The sequence below is a fragment of the Candidatus Tisiphia endosymbiont of Dascillus cervinus genome (genome assembly GCF_964026405.1).
In the GTDB taxonomy this organism is placed as follows: domain Bacteria; phylum Pseudomonadota; class Alphaproteobacteria; order Rickettsiales; family Rickettsiaceae; genus Tisiphia.
Window position 1 is genome coordinate 1050017 of sequence record NZ_OZ032146.1, and the last position, 25825, is coordinate 1075841.

At 32.3% G+C, this 25825-nt stretch carries 25 protein-coding genes, 2 tRNA genes and 2 pseudogenes; 18 read left to right on the forward strand and 11 right to left on the reverse strand.

Features of this window, described 5'->3' with window-relative positions:
- Nucleotides 1–301 precede the first annotated feature (301 nt).
- Entirely contained in the window at nucleotides 302–1180 is an 879-nt protein-coding gene (locus AAGD19_RS05105; RefSeq protein WP_341747213.1) for an IS982 family transposase, read from the reverse strand.
- 39 nt (nucleotides 1181–1219) lie between these two features.
- On the opposite strand from AAGD19_RS05105, the gene AAGD19_RS05110 reads away from it, so the two are divergent.
- The 3 genes from AAGD19_RS05110 to AAGD19_RS05120 all read left to right on the forward strand — a co-directional run bounded on the left by AAGD19_RS05110 (nucleotide 1220) and on the right by AAGD19_RS05120 (nucleotide 3166).
- Nucleotides 1220–1663, forward strand: coding sequence for an aminoglycoside phosphotransferase family protein (locus tag AAGD19_RS05110; protein ID WP_341747410.1), 444 nt, complete (start codon nucleotides 1220–1222; stop codon nucleotides 1661–1663).
- 137 nt (nucleotides 1664–1800) lie between these two features.
- Complete coding sequence (locus AAGD19_RS05115) at nucleotides 1801–2679, forward strand: IS982 family transposase (protein WP_341747411.1); 879 nt, start codon at nucleotides 1801–1803, stop codon at nucleotides 2677–2679.
- 411 nt (nucleotides 2680–3090) lie between these two features.
- Nucleotides 3091–3166, forward strand: a tRNA-Thr gene (locus AAGD19_RS05120).
- 413 nt (nucleotides 3167–3579) lie between these two features.
- Here AAGD19_RS05120 and AAGD19_RS05125 read toward each other — a convergent pair.
- Entirely contained in the window at nucleotides 3580–4887 is a 1308-nt protein-coding gene (locus tag AAGD19_RS05125; protein WP_341747412.1) for a nitrate/sulfonate/bicarbonate ABC transporter ATP-binding protein, read from the reverse strand.
- A 349-nt stretch (nucleotides 4888–5236) separates the two neighbouring features.
- On the opposite strand from AAGD19_RS05125, the gene AAGD19_RS05130 reads away from it, so the two are divergent.
- The 8 genes and pseudogenes from AAGD19_RS05130 to blaOXA all read left to right on the forward strand — a co-directional run bounded on the left by AAGD19_RS05130 (nucleotide 5237) and on the right by blaOXA (nucleotide 11695).
- Nucleotides 5237–5878 carry an exopolysaccharide biosynthesis protein gene (locus AAGD19_RS05130; protein ID WP_341747413.1) on the forward strand — a complete coding sequence of 214 codons (642 nt, stop codon included), beginning with the start codon at nucleotides 5237–5239 and terminating at the stop codon, nucleotides 5876–5878.
- Nucleotides 5879–5937: 59 nt separating this feature from the next.
- On the forward strand, nucleotides 5938–6654 hold the full coding sequence (locus AAGD19_RS05135; RefSeq protein WP_341747414.1) for a phosphoribosylaminoimidazolesuccinocarboxamide synthase: 717 nt from the start codon (nucleotides 5938–5940) through the stop codon (nucleotides 6652–6654).
- Nucleotides 6655–6843: 189 nt separating this feature from the next.
- A complete protein-coding gene (gene nuoI, locus AAGD19_RS05140; RefSeq protein ID WP_341748467.1) occupies nucleotides 6844–7323 on the forward strand; it encodes an NADH-quinone oxidoreductase subunit NuoI in 480 nt (159 codons plus the stop codon).
- A gap of 2 nt (nucleotides 7324–7325) precedes the next feature.
- The gene (locus AAGD19_RS05145; RefSeq protein WP_341747415.1) at nucleotides 7326–7940 is read left to right on the forward strand and encodes an NADH-quinone oxidoreductase subunit J; all 615 of its coding nucleotides are present in this window, start codon (nucleotides 7326–7328) and stop codon (nucleotides 7938–7940) included.
- Complete coding sequence (gene nuoK, locus AAGD19_RS05150; protein ID WP_341747416.1) at nucleotides 7933–8247, forward strand: NADH-quinone oxidoreductase subunit NuoK; 315 nt, start codon at nucleotides 7933–7935, stop codon at nucleotides 8245–8247. The genes AAGD19_RS05145 and nuoK overlap by 8 nt, the downstream gene beginning before the upstream one ends.
- 5 nt (nucleotides 8248–8252) lie before the next feature.
- Nucleotides 8253–10178, forward strand: coding sequence for an NADH-quinone oxidoreductase subunit L (gene nuoL / locus AAGD19_RS05155; RefSeq protein WP_341747417.1), 1926 nt, complete (start codon nucleotides 8253–8255; stop codon nucleotides 10176–10178).
- 41 nt (nucleotides 10179–10219) lie between these two features.
- Nucleotides 10220–10900 carry a cyclase family protein gene (locus AAGD19_RS05160; RefSeq protein WP_341747418.1) on the forward strand — a complete coding sequence of 227 codons (681 nt, stop codon included), beginning with the start codon at nucleotides 10220–10222 and terminating at the stop codon, nucleotides 10898–10900.
- Nucleotides 10901–10908: 8 nt separating this feature from the next.
- Nucleotides 10909–11695 (forward strand): annotated as a pseudogene (blaOXA, locus tag AAGD19_RS05170) (class D beta-lactamase).
- Between the two features lie 194 nt (nucleotides 11696–11889).
- Here blaOXA and yidD read toward each other — a convergent pair.
- From yidD to AAGD19_RS05200, 7 genes and pseudogenes are all read right to left on the reverse strand, one after another.
- Complete coding sequence (yidD, locus tag AAGD19_RS05175; RefSeq protein ID WP_341748468.1) at nucleotides 11890–12129, reverse strand: membrane protein insertion efficiency factor YidD; 240 nt, start codon at nucleotides 12127–12129, stop codon at nucleotides 11890–11892.
- 129 nt (nucleotides 12130–12258) lie between these two features.
- On the reverse strand, nucleotides 12259–12564 hold the full coding sequence (locus AAGD19_RS05180) for an HU family DNA-binding protein (protein WP_341747421.1): 306 nt from the start codon (nucleotides 12562–12564) through the stop codon (nucleotides 12259–12261).
- Nucleotides 12565–13041: 477 nt separating this feature from the next.
- Nucleotides 13042–14412 carry a magnesium transporter gene (mgtE, locus tag AAGD19_RS05185; RefSeq protein ID WP_341747422.1) on the reverse strand — a complete coding sequence of 457 codons (1371 nt, stop codon included), beginning with the start codon at nucleotides 14410–14412 and terminating at the stop codon, nucleotides 13042–13044.
- A 291-nt stretch (nucleotides 14413–14703) separates the two neighbouring features.
- Nucleotides 14704–14788: transfer RNA gene (locus AAGD19_RS05190), tRNA-Leu, on the reverse strand.
- Nucleotides 14789–14965: 177 nt separating this feature from the next.
- Entirely contained in the window at nucleotides 14966–15139 is a 174-nt protein-coding gene (locus AAGD19_RS05195) for a hypothetical protein (protein WP_341747423.1), read from the reverse strand.
- A gap of 9 nt (nucleotides 15140–15148) precedes the next feature.
- Nucleotides 15149–15352 (reverse strand): annotated as a pseudogene (locus AAGD19_RS07535) (transposase); the annotation flags it as partial.
- Nucleotides 15353–15361: 9 nt separating this feature from the next.
- Nucleotides 15362–15919: an IS110 family transposase gene (locus AAGD19_RS05200; RefSeq protein ID WP_341747424.1), complete on the reverse strand. Its 558-nt coding sequence runs from the start codon at nucleotides 15917–15919 to the stop codon at nucleotides 15362–15364.
- A 1136-nt stretch (nucleotides 15920–17055) separates the two neighbouring features.
- On the opposite strand from AAGD19_RS05200, the gene AAGD19_RS05205 reads away from it, so the two are divergent.
- Nucleotides 17056–18390, forward strand: a complete 1335-nt coding sequence (locus AAGD19_RS05205; RefSeq protein ID WP_341747425.1) for an MFS transporter — start codon at nucleotides 17056–17058, stop codon at nucleotides 18388–18390.
- On the opposite strand, the gene AAGD19_RS05210 is transcribed toward AAGD19_RS05205, so the two are convergent.
- Entirely contained in the window at nucleotides 18377–19018 is a 642-nt protein-coding gene (locus AAGD19_RS05210; protein ID WP_341747426.1) for an HD domain-containing protein, read from the reverse strand. The two genes, AAGD19_RS05205 and AAGD19_RS05210, sit on opposite strands and share 14 nt — an antisense overlap.
- A 529-nt stretch (nucleotides 19019–19547) precedes the next feature.
- Here AAGD19_RS05210 and zapE point away from each other — a divergent pair.
- The 6 genes from zapE (at nucleotide 19548) to AAGD19_RS05240 (ending at nucleotide 24819) form a co-directional block, all read left to right on the forward strand.
- Nucleotides 19548–20579 carry a cell division protein ZapE gene (gene zapE, locus AAGD19_RS05215; protein ID WP_341747427.1) on the forward strand — a complete coding sequence of 344 codons (1032 nt, stop codon included), beginning with the start codon at nucleotides 19548–19550 and terminating at the stop codon, nucleotides 20577–20579.
- Nucleotides 20569–21186: a dTMP kinase gene (gene tmk, locus AAGD19_RS05220; protein WP_341747428.1), complete on the forward strand. Its 618-nt coding sequence runs from the start codon at nucleotides 20569–20571 to the stop codon at nucleotides 21184–21186. Before zapE ends, tmk begins: the two co-directional genes overlap by 11 nt.
- Before the next feature lie 5 nt (nucleotides 21187–21191).
- Nucleotides 21192–21317, forward strand: a complete 126-nt coding sequence (locus AAGD19_RS05225; RefSeq protein ID WP_341747429.1) for a 3-hydroxyacyl-CoA dehydrogenase NAD-binding domain-containing protein — start codon at nucleotides 21192–21194, stop codon at nucleotides 21315–21317.
- Between the two features lie 37 nt (nucleotides 21318–21354).
- On the forward strand, nucleotides 21355–23376 hold the full coding sequence (locus AAGD19_RS05230) for a 3-hydroxyacyl-CoA dehydrogenase/enoyl-CoA hydratase family protein (RefSeq protein WP_341748469.1): 2022 nt from the start codon (nucleotides 21355–21357) through the stop codon (nucleotides 23374–23376).
- Between the two features lie 877 nt (nucleotides 23377–24253).
- Nucleotides 24254–24562, forward strand: coding sequence for a hypothetical protein (locus AAGD19_RS05235; RefSeq protein WP_341747430.1), 309 nt, complete (start codon nucleotides 24254–24256; stop codon nucleotides 24560–24562).
- A gap of 41 nt (nucleotides 24563–24603) precedes the next feature.
- Nucleotides 24604–24819 (forward strand): hypothetical protein, encoded by a 216-nt coding sequence (locus AAGD19_RS05240; RefSeq protein ID WP_341747431.1) that lies wholly within the window; start codon nucleotides 24604–24606, stop codon nucleotides 24817–24819.
- Between the two features lie 22 nt (nucleotides 24820–24841).
- Here AAGD19_RS05240 and AAGD19_RS05245 read toward each other — a convergent pair whose 3' ends face one another.
- Nucleotides 24842–25825 carry a transposase gene (locus tag AAGD19_RS05245; protein WP_341747233.1) on the reverse strand — a complete coding sequence of 328 codons (984 nt, stop codon included), beginning with the start codon at nucleotides 25823–25825 and terminating at the stop codon, nucleotides 24842–24844.

Consider the following 25825-nt stretch of genomic DNA (forward strand, 5'->3'; position numbering starts at 1 on the left):
GAAGTCAATAAGAAAATAATAACTTAATAGACTTCTTTCGAAACTCTACTTCTGCTGGTGATTTGTACGTCGATGCGGTACTCGAATCCTCACGTACATTAGAGTACGCTGCGGTTCGAGGTGAAGCGTCTCCTTCAAATCCCTCAGCACAAGCGAGTTTCGAAAGAGGTCTATTTTTATCGGTTGCTCTTGCTCTCCAATTGCTCCTGTCCTAATTCCCAAGTGGTTCTATCTATTGATAAAACCACTTTCCCTTGAGGAATATAATTTTTCATAAACTTATAATAACCCCAGTTGCCAATTAATTTTGTATATCAAAAAGTTCTATAGGAAGCAAAGTTTTGATAGAAGGTTTGTTTTCTAGCAACTGATAATTGATTAGGCAGGATAGCATATGACTAAATGCATTTGTAACTGATCTATGTCTAGAATGCTCTAACTTATCAAGAAATTTAAGTTTGCCTATTACGGTTTCTATCAGAGTTCTTTTGAGCAACATAACCTTATCTATAATAGGGATTAATATATTTTTCATATTCTTTTTAACCCGAGTAATAAGTTGGATGCCTTTGTCATACAAATCATCAAATAATTCTTTAGATATATAACCGCGATCGCCAAAAACTTTGCCATATATACCAAATATCATTCCTTTAAGTCCTTTCCTATCATCCTTATTACCACTGCTGAAAGATACCTTTATCAGATTACCTTCGGAATCTATGATTAAATGTAACTTTAGTCCATAAAACCACCCCTTAGTGGTTTTTCCTCTTGCCGCTATTCCTTTAAAAACCTTATGTGAACTTATACGATAATTCTTACATACGGCTATACCTGTAGCATCTACAAAAGACAGACCTGTGCATTCAGCAAGCAAATGATTCAGTAATATTGCTAAATAAGGCATACTTCTACCTATCAATTTAGTAAAATGTTCATAACTAACAAGTTTAAAATCTTCTGTATAATTATGTAAGATTACTTGTTTGTAATAATGCTTAAAACAATCACAATATGAATCATAGTAACCAATTAATATGGTTAATACTTCGCTTATTGATAAATAATTACTTACACCAGGTTTAAATTTACTACTATTAATTGTAGGCAAATTATTTTCCAAATTCTTTATAAAATCGTCGACAAAACAGTAAATTGCGGTAAAATCTTTTTTCATAGGTTATTTTGTTATTGGTTGAAAAAGATAAAATAACCTATGTCCCTTTTAAAATCTACCTTTCATCTCTCCTATTTAATTGGCAACTGGGGTTACTTAGAAAAAGCTAGACAATTGCGAGATAAATTACTAGGCACATCGTCAATGTTAGTTTTACTTCATGGTGATTTACATCATGATAATATTCTGCAAAGTGGTGATAATTGGGTGGTTATTGATCCCAAAGGAGTTATCGGTGAAAAAGCATATGAGGTAGCAGCATTTATTCGTAATCCTCTCCCTGAACTCCTTGCTTTAGAAGATGTTGAAAGTATTATTGCAAATCGCATCATTAAGTTTGCAACTCTCTTGGATTTAGATACGGAGCGAATTAGCGATTGGTGCTTTGTCCAATCTGCACTTTCTTGGGTTTGGGCTTTAGAAGATGGTTCTGACGTACGTATGTTAGCAAAGCTTACAAAAATTTTTGATATAATCAATTGATGAGAATTTGGTAACGTCGTCACTCGTCGCTCGCCTATTATCTAACCCCAGTTGCCAATTAAATAGGAGAGATGAAAGGTAGATTTTAAAAGGGACATAGGTTATTTTATCTTTTTCAACCAATAACAAAATAACCTATGAAAAAAGATTTTACCGCAATTTACTGTTTTGTCGACGATTTTATAAAGAATTTGGAAAATAATTTGCCTACAATTAATAGTAGTAAATTTAAACCTGGTGTAAGTAATTATTTATCAATAAGCGAAGTATTAATCATATTAATTGGTTACTATGATTCATATTGTGATTGTTTTAAGCATTATTACAAACAAGTAATCTTACATAATTATACAGAAGATTTTAAACTTGTTAGTTATGAACATTTTACTAAATTGATAGGTAGAAGTATGCCTTATTTAGCAATATTACTGAATCATTTGCTTGCTGAATGCACAGGTCTGTCTTTTGTAGATGCTACAGGTATAGCCGTATGTAAGAATTATCGTATAAGTTCACATAAGGTTTTTAAAGGAATAGCGGCAAGAGGAAAAACCACTAAGGGGTGGTTTTATGGACTAAAGTTACATTTAATCATAGATTCCGAAGGTAATCTGATAAAGGTATCTTTCAGCAGTGGTAATAAGGATGATAGGAAAGGACTTAAAGGAATGATATTTGGTATATATGGCAAAGTTTTTGGCGATCGCGGTTATATATCTAAAGAATTATTTGATGATTTGTATGACAAAGGCATCCAACTTATTACTCGGGTTAAAAAGAATATGAAAAATATATTAATCCCTATTATAGATAAGGTTATGTTGCTCAAAAGAACTCTGATAGAAACCGTAATAGGCAAACTTAAATTTCTTGATAAGTTAGAGCATTCTAGACATAGATCAGTTACAAATGCATTTAGTCATATGCTATCCTGCCTAATCAATTATCAGTTGCTAGAAAACAAACCTTCTATCAAAACTTTGCTTCCTATAGAACTTTTTGATATACAAAATTAATTGGCAACTGGGGTTATAATAATCATCAATATTGATATTGTCTTCTTGAAGAAATCTATATACCGCTTTTATTTTTGAATCTAATAATTTATCTCCTTCTATTTCTTCTGCCATATTTTTATATTTGCTTCCTCGACACAACATTAATGATTTTATTATGCCCTTGAACGTATTTAGTCTTGTATCTTTCATCTCAAAATGATTATATAGTAATTCGGCTAGTAACATAGAGTACCACAGATTTTTTTGTGTTCAATCTAAAATACTCTATTTACTAGCTCTTGCAACCACGCCATCTCTTTTGTCCAGTAGTGTGGACAACTAGTACGTGAGGAGCGGAGATCATGAAGTACGACGATATGATGATTAGTTTTCGGAAATGGTATTATAAGAACCTAGGGCTAACCTATTGCCGGTATAGCTCAGCTGGCAGAGCGACGCATTCGTAACGCGTAGGTCGGGGGTTCAATTCCCTCTATCGGCACCATAAATATTATATCTTTTTGGCAAACTCGCTTATGCTGAGGAATTTAAAGAAGCCACGGAATCTCGACCCGCAGCGAACGATGATGTACGTGAGGAGCAGCAGTAGCCGGTATCACGTACAAATTACCGCATAGTACCTTACATTTTTCTATAATCGTCATCGCGAGGCATCTTTAGATGCCGTGGCGATCCAGGTAAACAGCGAAGCTGTTTTTTTAGAGTAACGCTTTGCGTATCCTAGATTGCCACGTCGGCGATTTCATCGCCTCCTCGCAATGACGGTCAGAGCCCTTCTTAATAGTGGTTACATAAAAAATGTAGGGTACTATGAAATTACCGACAGAAGTAGAGTTTGCCGAAGATATCTATTGTAATACAATAACATCACCTTATACGATATATACAATTCGACTTTCAAGCTGTTGGATTATCTAAGCTAAAAACCTTTTTATTATCATCATAGGAGAAGATTTCTGTATATCTTCCTAAACCTATTATAGACTTTAAAGTTATAGTGGCATCTTCACTAGATAATGTATCCTCAAGCTGTGTCTTAAAACGCGAAAGAGGTGCTTTATGATCTAAACGTTGATGTAAAATTTCACAAATGTAGGATGCAAGGGGAATATTGTCAAGTAAATGCTGAGCAAGCATTTTTTTTCTATCTTCTAAACTACTTGTGAAAAAAAGCTTGCCATGTTTATTTAATTTTATACTCTCAGAAGTAACATTAGCAAAATTTAATATTTGCAAAGCTCCAACAATATGTAAAATTTCCCCCATATTGTTAATGTGAAAAATCTTAGATAATTCTGATAAATTTGCAGAACCTTTGTATGGCGATGCAGAAAGTGCCTCAATGCTACCGATCAGTTCATTTACCGACAAATGAATTTTTTGATCGATGTTGCCAACAATAGCTTTCTGTTTATTACTAACAGGCAAAGGTGGTTTTTCATAGGCTGATACCATGAGAGCATAAATTTTATCTACCATAGTACGAAATTCCATACTTTGAACATCACGTAAACGAGGGAGGGTAATTGCTAATTCTGATACAATACGCCCAGGATTAGATGAAAGTATTAACACTTTGTCAGCCATAGTTACTGCTTCTTCAATCGAATGAGTTACCAATACCACCGACTGCATTTGAGTTTTTCCACTACTCCACAGATCAAGAAAATCATTCTTTAAGGTATTAGCAGTTAGAACATCAAGAGCGGAAAAAGCTTCATCCATAAGTAAAATTTCTGGTCTGAGAACTAATGCTCTAGCAAAACCTACTCGTTGCTTCATGCCACCTGATAATTCTTTTGGATATGCTGACTCAAAACCATCAAGTCCTATCATATCTATGACCTCTAATGCACGTTTGCGACGTTCATACTCAGAAATATTAAAACTTTTTAAACCTAGCTCAACATTCTCAAAAACAGTCAACCATGGAAAAAGTGCAAATGTTTGGAAAATCATACTAATATCACAACGATCACGAAAAGCAGGTTTTTTATTTAGTATTACTTTACCTTTAACTGGTTTTGTAAAACCTGCGATAATTCTTAGTAATGTTGATTTTCCAGATCCAGATTTTCCCAGTATCGCAACTATCTCATTAGGTTTTAGTTTTAGAGTAACATTATCTAGTATCTTTTGCGTACTATGATCATCTTTTGTAAAACTTTGTGTAATTGATATTAATTCAAGTAAATTATTATTCATAGGTCTTACTCTTTTTGTAAAATGGTCAACTTGAATGATAAAAAAAGTTAAAATGCACTCTCGTCAGCCGCTTCAAGAATGCATTTTTCTGAATATTCTAGCCAGTTTTGGATTAAAATTAAAAATTTTAATCCAAAACTGAAGTTAACTAATGATAATAAAGTAAATATTCTTTGCTAAATCCATTACAATTGTGCTACATTCCGTAGTGCATTTCTCAATTACTATAAAATCATAGTTTTGAGATAACCTAACGTAAGAAAATTATTGATGGAATTAATTTCTTTGATTATTAATTATTTTCTAATAATCTAAAATATAGTATAATTTACAAGAAAATTAAGTAAAAATGTTTAACATTGCATCAAAAGATAAACAACTAGATAGAACTACAGTATCTAGTGTTTTTTATAAATTAGGACAAAAAGAAAAAAAAGAAAAGACTAGAATTAGTGAGTTATTAGTTGATTTTCATGAAAATGGTCTTCTATTAACGATACTTTTTTTTGCAATACCAGTTGCAATTCCGCTGCCGTATCTTCCAGGTTTTACTACTATAGTAGGTATTCCTTTGATGATTCTATCTATGCAGATGTTGCTTGGTTTTAGACAAGTTTCTTTACCATCCAAAATTAATAACTATCAAATTAGCAATGATATACTTATTAATATAAGTGACAAGATTGTACCAAAGATTAAATTTGTAGAAAAATATATACGACCAAGATTTAGTTTCGCAGCCTCTATATATTGTGAACAATTTATTGGTTTAATATCGCTGATTTGCTCTATTGCTATATCAATACCTTTACCTCTAACTAACGCTGTACCTGCACTAGGCATTACAATAATGGCATTAGGTCTTTTAAACCGAGATGGATTAACTATAGTTCTTGGATTTATTACCTCTATAGTTGGACTTATTATAGCTTTTATAGCAATCTCTGCTAGCTGGATTAGTATTAAATATTTATTTAATCTATTCTTCTGATATAATAAATATTAAATTTGTACAAAAGGTGAAAGCCGCTACTATAGAATCTTTTTCAAATGAAACAAAAGTTATATCAAGGATCAAGTAAAGCTCTTTATCAGTCACAAGAAGATTTTGCTTTTATTATGGCGTTTACTGACAAAATTACTTTAGAAAACGGAGAGATTTTTGATATTTCGGGCAAAGGGGTGCTGAATAATAATATTTCGTCCTTCATAATGAGCAGACTTGATATGGTAGGAATAGATAACCACCTAATTGAAAAAATTAACATGCGTGAGCAATTAATACAATCTGTAGATATTTTCCCCGTTCAAATATTAGTTTCTACAGTAGCTTGCGGTAGGTTTGTAAAAGAATTCTCTATGGAAGAAGGATACGTATTTGATCATCCAATTATCGATTTTAGAGTTAGAAGTAGTGAGTTAAAGCATCCTATAATTAATGAACACCAAATACTAAATTTTGGTTGGTTAAGTAAACAAGAAATTGATGAAGTAAAACATAAAGCCATAAGAACATACGATTTTTTAAGTGGATTATTTACAGGTATTGGTATAAGGCTTGTTGAATGCAAACTAGAATTTGGCAGAGTGTTTAATGGTGAGGAATTTATGGTAATGTTGGCTGATGAAATTAGCCCGGATAATTGTCGTTTATGGAATATGAATAATAATGAGAAACTTGGAGCAGAAATGATTGCCAGTGATCCAGAAAAAGCTCTGAAATCTTATCAGGCAATAGCTGATTTATTAAAAGATAGAACTTTTTAAGTACACTCAAATGCTTTGAAGAATTGGATTTGAAAATGAATGGTGAGCATGCAAATCCATGATATTTTCAAAAAACAATTTGTAGGAGCAGAAGAGTGTATATAGTATACCTAAAACCTTCTCTAGGAAGAAAAAATAAATTGTAAACATGCTTAGTGCTACAAATTTTTGGTGTATAATAAAATGAAAATAATTAGTTACCTGAAGTCTTTTTTTTTATTTGAAATAATCTCAGGGCTTAGTCTAACTTTGAAGTATTTCTTCAAACCTAAAGTAACTATAAATTATCCCTATGAGAAGGGAAGGATAAGCCCAAGATTTAAAGGTGAGAATGCATTAAGGCGTTACGCTAATGGTGAGGAACGTTGTATTGCTTGTAAGCTTTGTGAAGCAATTTGTCCGGCTCAAGCTATTATTATTGAAGCAGAAGAAAGAGAAGATGGTAGTAGGCGTACCACTAGGTACGATATTGATATGACTAAATGCATTTATTGTGGTTTATGTCAGGAGGCGTGTCCAGTTGATGCTATAGTGGAAGGTCCTAATTTTGAATTTGCTACTATTACCCATGAAGAATTGCTTTATGACAAAGAAAAATTATTGAAGAATGGTGATATGTGGGAACAAGAATTAGCAATTAAGCTACATAATGATTATAAATATAGATAATTATGGAGATGTTTTTTTATTTATTTGCGGGGTTAATGGTTATAAGTAGTTGTTTGGTAGTCATCAGTAAAAACCCTGTTTATTCTGTCTTATGGTTGATCTTTACTTTCTGTAACGGTTCGGGGCTAATGGTTTTGCTAGGGGCAGAATTTTTAGCAATGATATTGATTGTTATATATGTTGGGGCAGTAGCAGTATTATTTTTGTTTGTTATAATGATGTTGAATATTCGTTTTACCGATGTTATTGTGCAATTTAAAAGAAACTTATTTATAAGTATTGCTGTTGCACTTATTATGTTTGCTGATCTTGTCCTGATAATTTGGTTAGGTACTAAAAATATAATTTTAGATAATAACCAATTTGAGATAACATCAGGTGTAACTAATACTCATGCTATTGGGGAAATACTATATACCGATTATATCTTACCTTTTCAAGTTTCGGGTATTATTCTATTTGTGGCAATGATATCTTGTATTACCTTAACTATTCGACATCGCAGCGAAGTTAAAAGACAGGATATTGCTAAGCAGTATGCTAAAAATAAAGATAACTCCATATTAATGGTCAAACCACATTTAAATAAGGGAATAGAAGGACTCAAATATGATTAGTACTATTACTTTGGAACATTATTTAACTTTATCGGCCCTCATTTTTAGTATAGGGATGGTTGGTTTGTTTATGCATCGTAAGAATGTCATAACAATTCTTATGTCAATTGAATTGATGCTGCTGGCTGTAAACATCAATTTTGTGGCATTCTCTACTTATACACATGAGATGTCTGGACAAATTTTTAGTATAATAATTTTAACAATAGCAGCTGCTGAAACCACAATAGGACTTGCAATATTACTAGTTTATTTTAGAAATAAAGGCTCAATAGAAGTGGGTGATATAAATCAGATGAAGGGCTAATTGATATGATAGCTTCGGCAGCAACACTTACAGTAATGTTACCTTTAATCTCTGGTATTATCAATGGTTTGTTTTGTCAGTGTTTTAGCAAGAAGCAAGCAGCTTTTATTGCCACTATTGCAATAAGTTTATCGGCAATATTAGCTAGCTTGATATTTTATAATGTAGCAGTACACAAAGTCGTTATTCATCTAATTTTAGCAAAATGGCTAGTGGTTGGTGAGATAAACATAAATTGGGCAATTTATGTTGATCAGCTGACTGCTATTATGTTCATAGTGGTTACTTGGATTTCAGCTGTAGTACATATTTATTCTCTTGGCTATATGGCGGATGATGATGGATTACCTAAATTTCTATCATTTCTATCATTATTCACTTTCTTTATGCTAGCTTTGGTATCAGCAGATAATTTTGTACAATTATTTTTTGGTTGGGAAGGTGTTGGCCTATGTTCGTACTTATTAATTGGCTTTTGGTATCAAAAAGAATCAGCGAATAAAGCAGCAATTAAAGCCTTTATAGTAAATAGGGTAGGAGATTTTGCTTTTATACTTGGGATTATTACCATTATTGTTTATTTTGGTGTAGTTGATTTTGCTAGTGTATTTGATAAAGCAGAGTCATTATCTAAGATGCAATTGAGTATATTGGGTTTTAAAGCAACAGTAATTGACGTGGTATGTTTACTATTATTCTTGGGATGCATGGGCAAGTCGGCTCAAATTGGCTTGCATATATGGCTACCAGATGCTATGGAAGGACCAACGCCTGTCTCGGCACTTATTCACGCTGCAACTATGGTAACAGCCGGGGTCTTTTTAGTAGCTAGATGTTCTTATTTATTTGAATATAGTATAGGGGTATTGCACTTTATTGCCATTATTGGTGGTATTACATGTATATTTGCCGCAACTATTGCCATAGTTCAAGATGATATAAAAAAAATTATTGCCTATTCTACTTGTAGCCAACTTGGTTATATGTTTCTTGCTTGTGGTGTGTCAGCTTATAATGCTGGTATTTTTCATTTAGTCACCCATGCATTTTTTAAAGCTTTATTATTTTTATCAGCTGGTAGTGTAATTCACGCTTGTCATGAGCAAAATATTTTTAAGATTGGTGGTTTGAAAGATAAGATGCCAATTACTTATTGTAATTTTTTAATTGGATCACTGGCACTCATAGGTATTTATCCTTTAGCAGGATTTTATTCAAAAGATGCTATTTTAGAGCTAGCATATAGTAGCGGTGGTATCGGTACTATCGTGTTTATTCTTGGAATTCTTGCTGCAGTCCTGACTGCCATTTATTCTATGAAAATTATCTTATTAGTATTTCATGGAAAAACTAGACTAACTATTGACATCAATCATGTCCATGAATCACCCCATATCATGAATGGACCACTTAGTCTTTTAGTGGCAGGTAGTTTTCTTGCAGGAATGATAGGTTATTATATATTGTTTTTTGACAAACCAAATGGTTATTTCCTTGATAGTATATTTAACATTCATATTTACCAAATACTAGCAATTCATCCTCCTCTTTATATAAAATTATTACCAATGGTTTCAGGACTAATAGGTATTATTTTGGGGCTTTATTTTTATAGAAGAATCAAAGAAAAAATAAAAATAGGATTTATAGAAAAGCTGTTGGTACATAAATATTATTTTGATGAGGTTTATGACTTTGTGATAGTAAGATTAGTAACTAACTTAAGTAAGTTATGCAATTTGATGGATCAAAGAGTGATAGATAGATTTGGTCCAAATAGCTTTGCCAAAACGGTAAATTACTTTGGTTTTTTGGTGAGTAGATCGCAGACAGGTTACGTATTTAATTACACTTTATATATAGTTTTATGTATAGTTGTTTATATTACTTTCTTTATAATAGGAATATTGCGAACTGATTCTTTTTGGTAAGTTTGAAGAAGGGATAGCCATGATTTTTCCATACAAAATTATTGATTTCACACACTCTTGATGAACAAATTCCTTCATGGAGTGGAGGCTGTGGGTTTAATATTGAGATTAAATTGGATTATTCTGACTGTCTACAAAATGAAGAATTTCGCGTGCAGCAGTTCAAAATGCATGCCGGGATTGGTACACATATGGATGCACCAGCACACTGTATTCCAGGTAGTACTACCATTGACCAAATACCATTATTGCAGCTGGTTGCTCCTTGTGTTGTTATTGATGTATCAAGCTTTTGTCATGAGCGTTATAGTCTAAGCCTAACGGACATTGAACATTTTGAAGAACAATACGGAATGATCAGTGAGGGAAGTTTTGTGATGATCAAAACAGGATGGGAAAAGTTTTGGGGTGATCCGGGAAAGTATAGCAATAATCACATTTTTCCTTCTATATCAATTGAAGCAGCGGAGATACTGACAAAACGAGGTGTGTGCGGACTTGGTATTGACACTTTGTCACCAGACAGGCCAGTAGATGGATTTCCTGTTCATAAATTGTTTTTGGGCAATGGCAAATATATTGTTGAAAATGTTGCTAATTTGGCAAATCTACCTATAACAGGAAGCTGTATCTTAGCTCTGCCAATTAAGGTAAGAGGGGCAACAGAAGCTCCGATAAGGCTTATTGGTTTAATAAAAGAAGAAACAAACTTAAATTTTTAGAAGGTATAATGAAAAAACTTATTTTATATTTAAGCATTGGGTTATTGTTTAACACATCCTCACTGGCAGATACCAAATGCTTTTTGGCTAAAGAAAATGATAAAATTATCAAACAAGAAGGTGATTGTGCATCACGCTATGCACCTTGCTCAACGTTCAAAATTGCCATTAGTTTGATGGGATATGAAAGGATTGTTAGTTGATGAAACTCATCCTGAGTTACCATTTAAAGAAGGTTATGTAGATTGGCTTGACAGGTGGAAACAGCCCCACAATCCAACAACATGGATGCAAAATAGTTGTGTTTGGTATTCTCAAGTTTTGACGCAAAAGCTTGGGATGAGTAAATTCAAAGACTATGTTATAAAATTTAACTATGGGAATCAAAATGTTTCAGGCGATAAAGGTAAAAACAATGGATTAACGAATTCATGGCTATCCAGTTCGTTGGAAATTTCACCTGAAGAGCAAGTCGTGTTCTTACAGAATCTTATTGATAACAAATTACCAATAAGTCTTAAATCTCATGAAATGACAAAAAATATACTCTTTGTGGAGGAACTACCAAGCGGTTGGAAACTTTATGGGAAAACAGGCAACGGTTCTCAACTTAATAAAAATAGAACTAAGAAGTTAGACCTCCAGCAAGGATGGTTTGTTGGTTGGATTCAAAGAGATAATAGGACTATTGTATTTGTGAACCATATTACAGATGACAGTAAGCAAGACACTTATGCAAGCCTACGTGCTAAAGCAGAAGCAAAAGAAAAATTACTACATTTGATTAAAGACTGAGCAAAAATGATTTGAAAAATTAGGCTTCGTGAAGATTTTGTTTTTATGAGTAGCTCTATATACTCGAATGATCCTACAAATTGGAGTTGAAAATGAGGAGCAAGCGAACTAGGTGTACATTTAATATATGTGTACGCGAGTTCCTGATATTTTCAAAAAACAATTCTTCAAAGCATTCGAGTATACTCTTCCAATTAATTTTCAGGTTGGGTAGTATTAGGCACAGGATCATATCCACCTTGACAGAAAGGATTACACCTAATTATTCTCTTAATAAATAACCATAATCCTTTAATATTACCATGCATTATTATTGCTGATCTAGCATATTCTGAACATGATGGATTAAAACGACAATTATCACCAAGTAGGGGGGAAATAAAGAATTGATAAAATCTAATAAGTATGAGTAACAAATTAAAGCGATGTTTCATTTTGATCATGGTTAGCTCAAAAAGAGTATAATCAAATAATTTAAAGAATTGTTTTTTAAAAATATCATGAGTTTGCATGCTCACCATTCATTTTCAAATCCAATTCTTCAAATCATTTGAGTATATTACTTACTTTGCAGTTTTTGGTTTTGAGTCTTTACGTCCATTGCAGGCAGATTTTAGTTTTTCACCAGCAGAGAACTTAGGTTGAACGTAAGCTTCAATTTTAAGAGGCTGACCAGTTCTAGGATTTTTGCCAGCTCTAGCTGCTACTTTACTAGAGTAAAACTTACCAAAGCCAATCAGTATTACGTCTTTACCTTCAGCAAGAATAGAAATAACTGCATTGGTAAATGTATTTATAATCTTTTCAGCTTCAACTTTAGTACAATTTTGTTGGTTTGCTATATAATCAATGAATTCACCTTTGTGCATAAATTTTTCCTTTAAGTGAGTTAGTTTAATTTAATTCAGCTAATGATAGCTTGTCTATCAGGTAAAGATATAGATATAGATGTTGTAAATCAATAATTATTAGCTATTAAAGTTATCTATATTATAAAATATTTTCACTTTACGTTTCTTTTTGATATTATTAACACATATCTCTATTTGTTGTTACTGGCTGTCAAGCATCATCATATAAGCATTCAAGCAGGGCAGTTTAAAAGTCACAACTAATGATAGAAAAGTTTGTTTTTTAAAATGCATAAATGTCATTGCGAAGAGCTGCAAAGCGGCGATGCGGCAATCCAATAAATGTGGATTGCCACGACCACTACGTGGTCTCGCAATGGTGTCTTGTACTTTTCTGCAATTTTTAAATTGCCATAGGGGTTATGCGTAAGGTGTGAGTAACTAATACTTCAATACTTCTTGTAGCACTTTAAACTCGATAATCTCAAGGCAAGTTTACACCAAAAAGGTATAAGCTAAAGTAAGAAAGGTAAAAAATGCAAATGAATCAGTTATGGTGGTTAAGAATACACCTGAGCCAGTGGCGGGATCAATATTTAAATAATGTAGAGTAATTGGTATTACTGAGCCAAAAAGACCAGCTATGAGAAACGTTAGGATAACGGCTATGGAGAAAATCAAGCTAAGATTTGGATCAGAAAGCATTGCTAAGCTTAATAGTGCCCCAACTAAGGCCAATATAGAGCCGTTAAATCCGCATACAGCTATTTCTTTAAGAATCACTCTCAGCACGTTATTATGGTGAATATCTTTGTTGGCAAGTGCTCTAACTGTCACTGTCATGGCTTGTGTGCCGGCATTTCCTCCCATAGAAGCAACAATAGGCATAATAGCTGCTAGTGTTATAAGTTTTGAGATTGTAATACTAAACTGGTTAATAATTATCGATGTTATACAAGCAGTAATTAAATTGACAAATAACCAAGGGAATCTATGTCTCACAGTATAAAATAGATTGTAAAATGTATCTTGAGTATGAACGCCACCGAGTGACATTATATCTTTTTCGGTTTGTTGTTCAATGATGTAAAGCATACTATCTATTGAAACAGTACCTATTAACTTGCCGCTTTTATTCACCACTGGTACAATTGTTAGAGCATATTGTTTAAAAATAAAACTTAACTCACTTAAATTAGTGAATACATCGGTAATTTTAAATTCAGGATTCATAAGATCTTTTACTAACTTATCCCCTTTATGCTTCAGTAAAGTGCTTAGAAGTATACTACCTATAGGTCGGTATTTACTGTCGAGTACAATAGCAGCATGAAAATCTTGTGCTATATGTTTGTGTCTAATAAAATCTATAGCCGTGGCTACTGTCCAATCTTCTTGAAATGACACAAAATTTCTTTCGATTACCCTACCAACAGTATCTTCTGGGTAAGTACAGCCTTCTATAATTTGCTGTCTTTTTTCTGCTTTGAGATTATTTAAGATCATTTCTTTTGTTAGATCATCAAGATCCTCGATAACTTCAACAGCATCTTCTATAGCAAGTTGATTAATTAGCTGTACACTTTTCTGTACACCTAAAATTTGCATTATAAGTGGTTTACTGTTCACGCTAAGCTGTACTAAAGTTTCAGGCTTTAGTGTATCCTGTAACAAAGGAAGAATTGTTTTATATGTTTTCTGATTTATATTATCTAAAACATCTGCAAGATCTGCATAGTGAAGATTACTCATAATCTCTATTGCTTTGCCAAATTCATCATTATTCAGAAGATTATTAATGTGCTCAAATGTTTCGTCAAATTGGTTTTGATGAACCGACAACATATTTTTTAATTGATTTTGCATAACTCCTCGTTTGAGTATACTGCTATGATTTCAAGAGTTAGTACGAAGGTCAACTTCAAGAAGAGCTAGGCAGTAGCAAAGTCGAGCAGCAGAACATACATGAGTAACGGAGCAGCTTCGATTTTTAGATACGACGACCTTAATTCTTGAAGTTCACCGAGTATACTCAAATGATTTGAGTATATATACTGAATTTTCTAAAAGTACCCTCAATAGCCAAGAAGGATGAGTCACTTGTATTCTAACATGTTAGGTTTTCTAAGACAACTAAGTTGAGAGTATATAGAAAACTGGTGCGGTCGAGAAGACTTGAACTTCCACTCTGTTAAGAACAGCCCCCTCAAAGCTGCGCGTCTACCAATTTCGCCACGACCGCAATTAATAATAAGTTTTTAATAAAATTATTCCTGTAGCCTAAATAATTTTGGTTAATCCAAATAGTGTATATAACAAATTATTCTACTAATATCAATATATATACTCGAATGATCCTACGAATTGGATTTGAGAATACACGAGCATCCGTAATGGAAGTCAATAAGAAAATAATAACTTAACATAAATTTTCATTGCAAGAAGAATTATTTTTGACAATAGAGTGCATAAAAGCTAGTAATTTACGCATAACAGCAACAAGAGCAATTTTTGCTGGTTTATGTTTAGCAATTAAGTGGTCATAAAAATTACGTAAACGCTTATTACATCGTAAGGCAGCTACTGCAGCCATATAAAGAACTCTTCGAAGATTACCTCTACCTGCAAAAATACTTCTTCTACCTTTATAACTACCGCTTTCTCTAGCAAAAGGAGCAAGACCTACTAAAGATGTTAACTGCCTAAAAGTAATATTGCCAAGCTCCGGTGCTTCACATATTACAGTGCTAGCAAGAGTAATGCCAACTGCTGGAATAGAAGTAAGCCGATCAATTTTATCCTTTATTTCTTGATCTTAAGAAATTAATTCTTTGATACTATCCTCAATCTCTTGTAATTGTGCTGTTAAACTAGCAATATGCTGGTTCAAAGATAAAATGACGACCGCATTAAACTCAGTATCCTGCCTAGCAATTTCTTGATTCTTAAATAGTAATAATTGTTCTCTTCTTTTTAATAAAGCATGTAACTGTTGTTGACTATTACTATCATAAGTAACATTCACTGGTAAAGCAAAGCACGTTGCATAATCATGCAACAATTTACTATCGATATTATCAGTTTTAGCAAGCCATCCTTTAGCTTTAGCATAACTACGCACTTTATTAGGGTGTACTGTAGCAAAAGGCAATTTATTTATTGTTAAAAATTCTCTTAAATTATGTTCATATCCACCAGTAGGTTCAAAGACAACAATTAACTCAGATAAGGCAGGATAGTATTTATTAATAGTGCTAAGCATAGTAGTAAAGCCTTGTTGATCATTGGTAACTTCAAAAGCCTTGTTGGTAGCTGGTAGATAGATATTTAAAGTTTTTTTACTAACGTCCACACCAATATAAGTTGTTGCCATATAGAGCCTCATGATTTATATTAATAATAGGATATGCTACATACTCATACGCAAGGTTTAAACCTTATGACATCCGTTCGTAGTCTTTATCCAAAACAGGATAGGTCTTTGCTGAGGTACGAAGTCTTTAAAATTCAAAGCTTCAATTCGATATACAGTTTACCCATCCTACCACTAAATAATAACTGATCATGTTATATTTATCATGGTTTTTTTATTGTATGAGTTCGGTTTAATTAATGTAGGAGATTTATTCTTTAGGCTTCTTTGTTCCTGCTGATATCCTATCATTTATTAACCTTATATTTATTATAGTGTTTATGTTTATAAGTATTGAAGATTTGGTTGAACGATAGCAAGAAAATTATAATATCGAAAATTGAAAAATCTTGGTTGTAACAATATCACGGTTCTATAAACAAATTAGAATTAGAAGGGAGAAAAGAGATATTTGGTAAAAATATAGCCTGAGATCAAAGAGATGTTGATTATCAAAGTTGTATCGCATACGAGTAGAATATTGTTTATATTATGAAAAATAATTAATTTTTTTATTAAAATAAGTTGACTATTATTTTAGAATTGATTCTAATATAAAATATGGCAACATAAATCAACCTAATAGCATGGCAAAATATAAAATGGTTGATGATTTTGATGATGGGGATAAAGGTAACGGGAAAGAAGAAGACAAGGTAAGTCTCGATCTGTTTAAGAGTGCAGTTTAGGAATATTTAAGAAGGATGCTACACGAGTCTATACTGATGTTTCTTCAGAGGTAGGGCAATGGGTTAATGCTATTAAGGCAATCACCACAAAATATCCTAACAAGGATGAAGAAATTTCTGTGTCTGCTTCAAGTTGGGCTGATAGACAATTAGAATAGCATTGTCAACAATTTCACTCATATCAGGGAGCATCTTCTTCCCAGCATAATGCTTCGTACGAAACTTGTCCTGATACGTCTGACTCGGAAGCAGATACCGTACTAGATGGAAACTCCATATGTGTTATGAAATTATGTAGCATCAAACCCTAAAATTATAGCCCCATATGTCAAATTGACATGTGGGGTTTTTAAAACAGTTATATATAATTATAATTCTAGATAATATATAAGTAAGATTTAAACAACTATGAGCAAATTTGTACAAGCAGATGGTAGAGTTATATATACTCAAACCAATCTAACTAAACAACAAAAAGAAGCTATTGGATTACTCTCAATTGGCACGTTCTTAGAGTATTTTGACCTAATGCTTTATGTACATATGGCTGTTTTACTCAATAGTCTGTTTTTTCCCCAAAATGATCCAGATTCTGCCTCTTTTTTTACTGCAATTGCATATAGTATCACTTTTGTTTTTAGACCATTTGGAGCATTGCTGTTTGGTTGGATAGGAGACACTATTGGTCGAAAAATAACTATCATTATTACAACCTTTATGATGGCAGCCTCGTGTTTTGTTATGGCTACCTTACCAACTTATGAACAAATTGGAATTACGGCTTCATGGATTATTAGTATATGTCGTGCAGTACAAGGTATATCTTCCTTAGGTGAGAGAGTGGGTGCAGAGTTATATTTAATGGAAATAACAAAGCCACCCATACAATATCCAGTTGTAACGTTGATTACGGTTTGTGCCTCCTTGGGGTCAATGGTTGCATTAGGTTTTGGTTTTTTAATTACTAACTATGGATTTAATTGGCGCTATCTTTTTTGGTTTGGGATGATAATTGCCACTATAGGTACAGTTGCTAGAACTAACTTAAGAGAAGCACAAGAATTTGCTAATGCAAAATTGCGATTAAAAACATTTTTTGATAACCATTTTATTGATAGAAAAATATTAAAAGGTGATCCGATTTTAGAAGAAAAAGTGCAGAAAAAAACAGTATTCTATTATTTTTTAATTCAATGTGCTGGTCCAGTACCAACATACTTTGTGTATTTTTATTGTGGTAATATACTCAGGAATTCTTTTGGTTATGGCATTGGAGATATCATTTATCATAACTTTTTTATTTCAATAATACAGCTATTCACTACGCTATTATTAGCGTATTTAAGTTATAGAATATACCCTTTAAAGATTATTAAAGTCAGGTGGGTAATTTTCTCTACTTTTATAATATTTTGCCCTTATTTTCTTTATAGGGTCAGCACTCCTATACATTTATTTATAATACAACTATTGATCGTGTTATTTGCACCTGACTCAGCTCCAGCTAGTGCAATTTTTTATAAATATTTCCCTATTTTTAAACGCTTTACTTATAGTAGTATTGTATACGCCTTAGCACATGCCACAATTTCTATTGTTACATCTTTTGGTTTTATATATTGTACAAAATATATGGGGCAGATAGGAATACTATGTATTATGTTGCCTATAGTAATAAGTTATGGATTTGGGATATTTTACTTTGCAAAGTTGGAGAATATAACTGTAACTAATAGTTATTAGTTTTATAATAATTATGTATTACTTTAGAACATAATTCTGCAAAATTTTGCTCAATTGTTGGTGTATTAAAATACATACTAAGGCTCATAAACCTACTAAGGGTTTCTATTATAATTTTTTTTGCTTTCTCCGGTGATTTAGTTTCTAGAGTTTGTATATTATGAGTTCGATCAAATAATTTAATCAATGCCACATCATATTTTTCTTGTTGAAGTAATATATCTAATGTTTCTGCTGAGCTAATCTTTCCGTGAGGCTTGTTCCTGCTTAAGTCTTCTACTTGACTAGCAACCTGCTCCCCAAAGATATAGGCAATCATCTTTTTGGTAAGTTTTGTATCCTCAATGGTGTCATGCAATATGCTGGTAACAAGAATGTCAGTGCGGTAAAGATAATCAGAGATCATATACGCCACCTCTAGTGGATGAGAGTAATAAGGCTCGCCTGACTGCCGCATTTGGCTACCATGATATTTCTTGGCGTAATATATTGCTTTTTTGACTTCGTTAATATCTATTGGTCGATTTACTTCCTCATTCATCTTACGTAATTTGTCCAGTAACCTAGTAGCATATTGACAAGGTGCATACTTTGAGTTATTCCAATAATTAATCTCTTCTTCTTCCATAAAAAACCCTAAATATTTTTATATTCAATTTATAGGTTAAACTAAAATATAAATTATTACTAAAGATTTTTTATCTATTTTTACAAAAGATGAATATTTTTGCATTTTGTTGTTGTATAAATAGACAGCTACTTCCTTTATATTCACATATCCTATAAATCGTTGTGTAAACTGTAAATGACTAGACAAAAAAGTACCAGTAAAATTTATATTGTTATAGAACTCTTGCTAGAAAAAACTAGAGTAATATTTTAATGAGGTTGCCTTGGTGTAAATTGTTATATATTTATTATTTATTTCAGAGTATTTTTAGTTTATTTTCTAATTTTACCTATACACCTGAGTTCGATATAGAAGATTAGTTTAATAGTCTCGGTGTTGCTACGGCGGGGACTAAAAATAGCCTGAAAGGCTATTAAGTATCATTGATTCCTGCTTTTAGTTAGGAATGACATCACTTTTGCAGGGGGAATAATTATTCTTATATCGAACTCAGGTTATACTAAATCTAAAATGAGAATGTAATATATTGCCTGAATTAAAATTTGACGAAAAGCAGTTGCTTTTACTCAGCAGAATTAAAGAGTTTGCTAAACAAATTGAAGATAAGTCGTTTTTTAGATTCTTTAATAGCAGTTTATTAGCAAAAAAAGCTATATATTTATATGGTAATGTAGGTAATGGCAAAACTGTATTAATGCAACATTTTTTCCAAATATTGCAAATTAAGAAATTAATGGTACATTACCAAAACTTTATGCAATCGGTACATAAAGATATTTATCAGTTGCAAGATAAATCACAATCTAAAAATAATATTATCAAAAGAATTGCTGCAAATTATGCAAAGCAGGCGGAAGTAATATGCATAGATGAGTTTGAAATTAAAGACATAACTGATGCTATGATAATAGGGCCGCTGCTCCTTGAACTCATAAGACATAAGGTGTTTATCTTCATTACTAGTAATATAGAGCCAAAAGATTTGTATAAAGATGGTTTACAAAGAAATTCTTTTTTGCCAATAATTAAAGAGATTTATCAAAAGTTTGAAGTTATGCATTTGGATAGTGATCATGATTATAGATTAGATAAAATTATACACACGACTAATAGACGTATAATATACCCAATTAATGAAGATAATAAGCTTGAGATACAGAATATTATTAGCAAGTTAAATAGTAATAACCGATTAGTGTCTAAGGATATTCTAGTTTTTGGACGTAAAATATCTTTTAAAATGGCTAGTGAAAAAGTATTAGTAACAGATTTTGAAGAGCTATTTGTAAGAGAATTAGGTTATGTTGATTATGTAAATATTTGCCAAAAATTTTCTATCATAATAGTAGAAAATATTCATATAATAAGTTCTGATAACACAGACTTAGCGGTTAGGTTTATTAATTTTGTTGATAATGCTTATTTTTATAAGGTTGTATTATTCATGACATTGCAAGATGAACCTATAAAAATATATCAGAATGGTTTTCGCAAAGGTGAATTTAACAGAACTATTTCAAGGTTATATGAGATGAATAGTGATAGCTATGTCAATTAAAAAGGGTAAATTTATTACGTTTGAGGGTGGGGAAGGGTGCGGTAAATCCACCCAAAGTAATATGTTATACCAGTATTTACTATCACAAAATATTTCAGCAGATTTAACACGTGAAGTAGGGGGGACTATTTCTGCGGAGAAGATGCGTGACATTTTAGTTAATCAAGATTTGCTACCTATGTCAGAATTGCTGCAAATCATGGCAGCACGTTATGAACATGTTCATAAAAGGATTATTCCTAAACTAGATTGTGGGATATCAGTTATTTGTGATAGGTTTGTAGATTCTACTGCTTGTTATCAAGGGCAAGATATAGGGATTGATTTAGTTTATGATCTTCATAAGTCTTTAATATCTGATGTGATGCCTGATATTACATTTTTTATTGATATAGATCCAAATATTGCCTTACCAAGGGCATTAGTACGAGGGAATAATAACAAATTTGAAAGCAAAAATATTGAATTTCATCAAAAAGTCTATGACGGATTTCAATATATATCAGCTAAATTTCCAAATAGAATAGTAAAAATAAATGCCTCAACTCTTAGTGTACAAGAAATTCATGATATAATAGTTGCGATGCTCGTTACAAAGGTTTGGTGAATAAGATGGAAGATAAAATAGAGAAAATATGTGTTATTGGTTCTGGAGTAATGGGGCTAGCAATAGCTTCCTTGATAGCTAATTCCTCTCACCAAGTTTGTTTTACTAGATGTAGTAAGCAACGACCCTAATGACAGGAATGCAATCCTTACAAAGGCTCTAGAAAATATAGAGAAACAACAACCAGCTCCTTTATCGCATCCAAGTAAATTAGCGTTTATTACCATTGGTAATTTAGAAGATGATCTAAAGCTGATTACAGAATGTGATTTGATCATTGAAGTTATTATTGAAAAAATTGCAATAAAACATCTTCTATATGAGAAGATTCTACCCTACCTAAAAGAAGATGCTATTTTAGCTTCTAATACTTCAACCTTACCTTTAAGGAAATTAAAAGAGCAAATGCCTGATTCTATAAAATCTACCATCAGGTCTAGATTTGTCATTAGTCATTTTTTTAATCCTCCAAGATATATGGAATTACTTGAACTTGTCGTGGATTCAGAGGTTAGCTCAGGGGTTATAGAGAGGATATCAGATTTTCTAACACGAGATTTAGGGAAAGCTATTATTAAATGTCACGATACTCCAGGTTTTATAGCAAATCGAGTTGGTTGTTATCTACTTGAGCTGGTTGTTTGTAGTAGCATAGATGAAAATTTAAGTCCAGTAATTATCGATAAAATTTTTACTGATTTATTTAAATTACCAAGTACAGGAATCTTTGGCTTATATGATTTGATAGGTCACGACGTAATGAGATTAATTTCTACATCACTAGTTAATTCCCTACCGAATAATGATGATTATCACCAAGTTTACTTAGCATCTTCTATCCTTGATAAGATGATAGAGAATAACTTGATTGGTCGTAAAGCTTTAGGAGGTTTTTACCGTATATCAAAGATAAATGGCATAAAAACTAAAGAAGTCATAGATTTTACAACTTTAACTTATGCGGCATTTGAAGAGCCAAAGATTGAGTATAGTTCTATTGATCAGTTGTTAAATAGCAACTCTAGCTATGGTAAATTTTTTCATGAGATACTAGTGAAGTTTTACTTATATATAACATCTTTAATTCCATCGGTTACTGATAATATTTACGATATAGATACAGCTATGAGGCTTGGTTATAGTTGGAAAATTGGTCCTTTTGAGTTGTTAATTAATCACATAGGAGGAGGATTTGAGTGGCTTAAAAAACAAGCAATGCTAATGAATTTAACATTACCGGAATATATCGCTAATAGTTCCTATGAAACTATTGAACTGAGTCAATTTCATTTGACTAGAGTCAGATTAGAAGAAAGTAAGATTTTATTGAAGAATGATTCGGCTCAACTAGTTCTGTATAAAAATAGGTTAGTTTTTACTATTAACACTAAAATGAATTGCCTCAATGAAAATGTTTTTAAACTTTTGTTAGAATCTGTTGATATTGCAGAAAATGAGAAGCAAACACTATATATTATGCCATTAACCAATAATTTTTCAGCTGGTGCTGACTTAAAATTCATTGCTTCCTGTATAAAAAATCAAGATTTTGCTAAATTAGAAGATTTCTTAAAACTTGGTCAGAAAACCATGATAAGGTTAAAATACTCGCATATTAATATTGTTAGCTGTGCTTTAGGTGCTGCGTTAGGTGGGGGTTGTGAAATATTGTTACATTCTGATTTTATTGTAGCTAATCAGGAATTAAATGCTGGTCTTGTTGAGGTATCGGTTGGCTTAGTTCCAAGTTGGGGAGGCATTAAGGAAATGTTTTATCGTGCAAGTAGCGATAAAAGTAAGTTGGTAAAAAATTTAAGAAATATCCTATTACCAAATAAATCAAGTTCTGCTGATTATTTTATAGCTGATTATGATATTACTAACGTGCAAGTAAATATGAATAAACATTTAATACTGCAAGAGGCTTTTGCCTTGGATTTGCCAAAAAAAATAAAGAAAGTAAGCAAGCAAGTTATTTTATCTAAAGTTACTTTAGCTGAAGAATTTGCAGAAACCAATTTTTCAAAGCAGAAGAGTATAGCTGAGTATGATAATTTTCAAGGATGGCTATTGTCAAAGTTTCAAGATATCATTTCCATGCAACAAATTGATGAGCAAAAATTATTGCAATTTGAACGAGAGATGTTTTTAGAACTTGCCAAAAACCCTAGAAAGATTTTTGGTTTTTAGAACAAAGTTTACTATACAATACTATATCTTCCAATGAATTCCAAAAATTATCTCTGCTAGAAGGTGCATAGTACCCTACATTTTTCTATAATCGTCATAGCAAGGCTCTTTAGATGCCGTGGCGATCCAGGTAAACAGCGAAGCTGTTTTTTTAGAGTAACGCTTCGCGTATCCTGTATTGCCGTGTCGCCGCTTTCAGCGGCTTCTCGCAATGACGCTCGGAAGACCCCTTAACAGTAGTGAAATAAAAATGTAGGGTACTATGGTGGCAAACTAGGTTCACAGCACCTAGCAAAATTCTCAATAAACTTAATATAATCACAAATTTTTTTATTAAAAACACTTTGCATATTATAATATCTATTGTATTATATAAAAATACACATCTCTAAAATTAAAGAGAATTCCTATGTACCCATAAAATTAGACCAAGAGAATGTTATATCCAAGAATAGTAGGATAAAATAACAATAATAAAAAAGATAAAAATTTTATTACAGCAAAGAGAAAGTATAAAGACATTAGAGGTAAAAGTGGCATTACTAAGTAATAAACAATCAAAAAAGTATACTTGAATATGCTCTTCTGCTTTGAAGAATTGGTTCTTGCAAATACTATCGGGTAATTCACGTACTGCTTGCGTTCGTTCACCCCTTGTTTGTTGTCTCCATTCTCCAAAGCATTTGAGTATACCTGATGAATTTCAAGAGTTGGTTAGGCGTACGAGTGGCGAGCGAATGGAGCGTAGTCAAACCGTTGTTTCTACGCGAAGTCCCATCGTGCCACAACGCCAACACTTGAAAGGCGAAGGGTATATACCAATCGAGCATTCGAATGTATAGCTTATCTCGTGGAAGGCAATAAAAGGAGGAATGAAATGATTCAACTATTAGCAATTTCTTCAAGTATTTTAATCATTATTGAAATGCTATTGATAGTAATTTGTATTAAGTGGTTATATAGTATTAGGCTGGCATGTACCAATATTTGGCTTATGAGTCAGGATTTCTCAAATAGTTTCATTACAGCCAAAGAAGAAGTAATTTTGTTACATAAAGAATTAAAAGAGATAACCACTCTAACTAACCCGAGTTGCCAATTAATTTATAAGAGCAGAGCTAGGTTTTATGAACATTTGAAGTTAATTTGTAACATTAAAACACTTAATAAAAACTATATTTTTTAGAAATATGTTTGTATTAAAAATGTTTTAGTATCGAGCCTCACATGAAACCAGCGTTAAATATAGCTTTTGCCAGTATAATTAATTGGCAACTCGGGTTAACTACCAAGAAAGAACAGCATATTTTGCACATGACCATTCATTTAGATGAAGTAGAAATGGGTGTAAAAATGTTACTTGATGAGTTTAGGAGAATTAGCATACCCAAAGAGAATAGTGCATTACAGAAGATACTGGAAAAAACAGTCTTGCACAAATAAGATGAAGGCAATTATACAAAACTTACGCTATGTAAGGTTCTAAATAGCGTAAAGAGGGTGAACGTAACTGCTGTTGCATATAATGATCTAAAAGCCCTAACTTTATTTGATAAACCGTCTTACCTATTTTGTGTGCAGTTCTTTTTAGAAAAGCCCACACTAAAAATGCACAACTAATGTGATTACGCTGGATGCGTTGTTTTCTGCATTGGCATCGTTCTATACCGGTAAGTTGCTTGATTTCTCTATGCATGCTCTCAATTACCCAACGAAAGCCACACTCATCTTGTACGGCTTTAGAAGATTTTTGAGTTTTGTTATTGGTAACAATATAATCAACTCTGTTGGTAGAAACAGTAAGTTTAAACAAATTAACATGCTTATCTTTTGCAAAGCCCTTTATATGAATCTCCACTCCGCTCTTAATTTCCTCATCTGAAAACGTTAACTTGCTAACAGCTTTATAAGGCTTAGAAGAGGAAGTTTTAGTAACGTTTCTATTTGCTTTAATAGGAGCATAATAATATTTACCCAAGGAATCAACATGTTGCATAATTTTATGCGTAGCATACCATGTGTCAAAAAGCACAGTTTGAAAAGGAATCTTTTTGCTATACACAGCATTATTTAACATATTTAATAGGTGTTCTACTTTTGTCGCTCCATCATGTTCGGGCGAAAAAATTCGGTAATCTATTACCCAAAACTTATTAATATCCGGATTATAATATACCAAACTTACTACTCCTATACCAGTAGTAATACCACCTGTAGCCCCACTGTACTGTGATCTAGCAATTTCTATTTTCTTGGTATTTCTTTTATTTAACACCGTATCATCAAATATTGTATATCCGTTAGGCGATAAAATAACATCATCCTTAATATGTTCCCATAACAAAGAAGGTGTATATTTTTCATTTTTTAAAAATCTATTAATAACATCATGGCTACATTTTTTGGCATGTTCAGCATAGTAGGTCAAACTATAATTCTTTTGACTCAC

Bases quoted from the DNA above. Each gene is read 5' to 3' on its own strand.
- tmk (WP_341747428.1), top strand. From the start codon at position 20,569: ATGTCAATTAAAAAGGGTAAATTTATTACGTTTGAGGGTGGGGAAGGG.
- AAGD19_RS05145 (WP_341747415.1), top strand. From the start codon at position 7,326: ATGGAGATGTTTTTTTATTTATTTGCGGGGTTAATGGTTATAAGTAGT.
- yidD (WP_341748468.1), bottom strand. From the start codon at position 12,129: ATGAAACATCGCTTTAATTTGTTACTCATACTTATTAGATTTTATCAA.
- AAGD19_RS05195 (WP_341747423.1), bottom strand. From the start codon at position 15,139: ATGGCTGCAGTAGCTGCCTTACGATGTAATAAGCGTTTACGTAATTTT.
- AAGD19_RS05130 (WP_341747413.1), top strand. From the start codon at position 5,237: ATGTTTAACATTGCATCAAAAGATAAACAACTAGATAGAACTACAGTA.
- AAGD19_RS05205 (WP_341747425.1), top strand. From the start codon at position 17,056: ATGAGCAAATTTGTACAAGCAGATGGTAGAGTTATATATACTCAAACC.
- AAGD19_RS05135 (WP_341747414.1), top strand. From the start codon at position 5,938: ATGAAACAAAAGTTATATCAAGGATCAAGTAAAGCTCTTTATCAGTCA.
- AAGD19_RS05200 (WP_341747424.1), bottom strand. From the start codon at position 15,919: ATGGCAACAACTTATATTGGTGTGGACGTTAGTAAAAAAACTTTAAAT.
- mgtE (WP_341747422.1), bottom strand. From the start codon at position 14,412: ATGCAAAATCAATTAAAAAATATGTTGTCGGTTCATCAAAACCAATTT.
- nuoK (WP_341747416.1), top strand. From the start codon at position 7,933: ATGATTAGTACTATTACTTTGGAACATTATTTAACTTTATCGGCCCTC.
- AAGD19_RS05105 (WP_341747213.1), bottom strand. From the start codon at position 1,180: ATGAAAAAAGATTTTACCGCAATTTACTGTTTTGTCGACGATTTTATA.
- AAGD19_RS05115 (WP_341747411.1), top strand. From the start codon at position 1,801: ATGAAAAAAGATTTTACCGCAATTTACTGTTTTGTCGACGATTTTATA.
- AAGD19_RS05210 (WP_341747426.1), bottom strand. From the start codon at position 19,018: ATGGAAGAAGAAGAGATTAATTATTGGAATAACTCAAAGTATGCACCT.
- AAGD19_RS05180 (WP_341747421.1), bottom strand. From the start codon at position 12,564: ATGCACAAAGGTGAATTCATTGATTATATAGCAAACCAACAAAATTGT.
- AAGD19_RS05240 (WP_341747431.1), top strand. From the start codon at position 24,604: ATGAAACCAGCGTTAAATATAGCTTTTGCCAGTATAATTAATTGGCAA.
- AAGD19_RS05235 (WP_341747430.1), top strand. From the start codon at position 24,254: ATGATTCAACTATTAGCAATTTCTTCAAGTATTTTAATCATTATTGAA.
- nuoL (WP_341747417.1), top strand. From the start codon at position 8,253: ATGATAGCTTCGGCAGCAACACTTACAGTAATGTTACCTTTAATCTCT.
- AAGD19_RS05125 (WP_341747412.1), bottom strand. From the start codon at position 4,887: ATGAATAATAATTTACTTGAATTAATATCAATTACACAAAGTTTTACA.
- AAGD19_RS05225 (WP_341747429.1), top strand. From the start codon at position 21,192: ATGGAAGATAAAATAGAGAAAATATGTGTTATTGGTTCTGGAGTAATG.
- AAGD19_RS05110 (WP_341747410.1), top strand. From the start codon at position 1,220: ATGTCCCTTTTAAAATCTACCTTTCATCTCTCCTATTTAATTGGCAAC.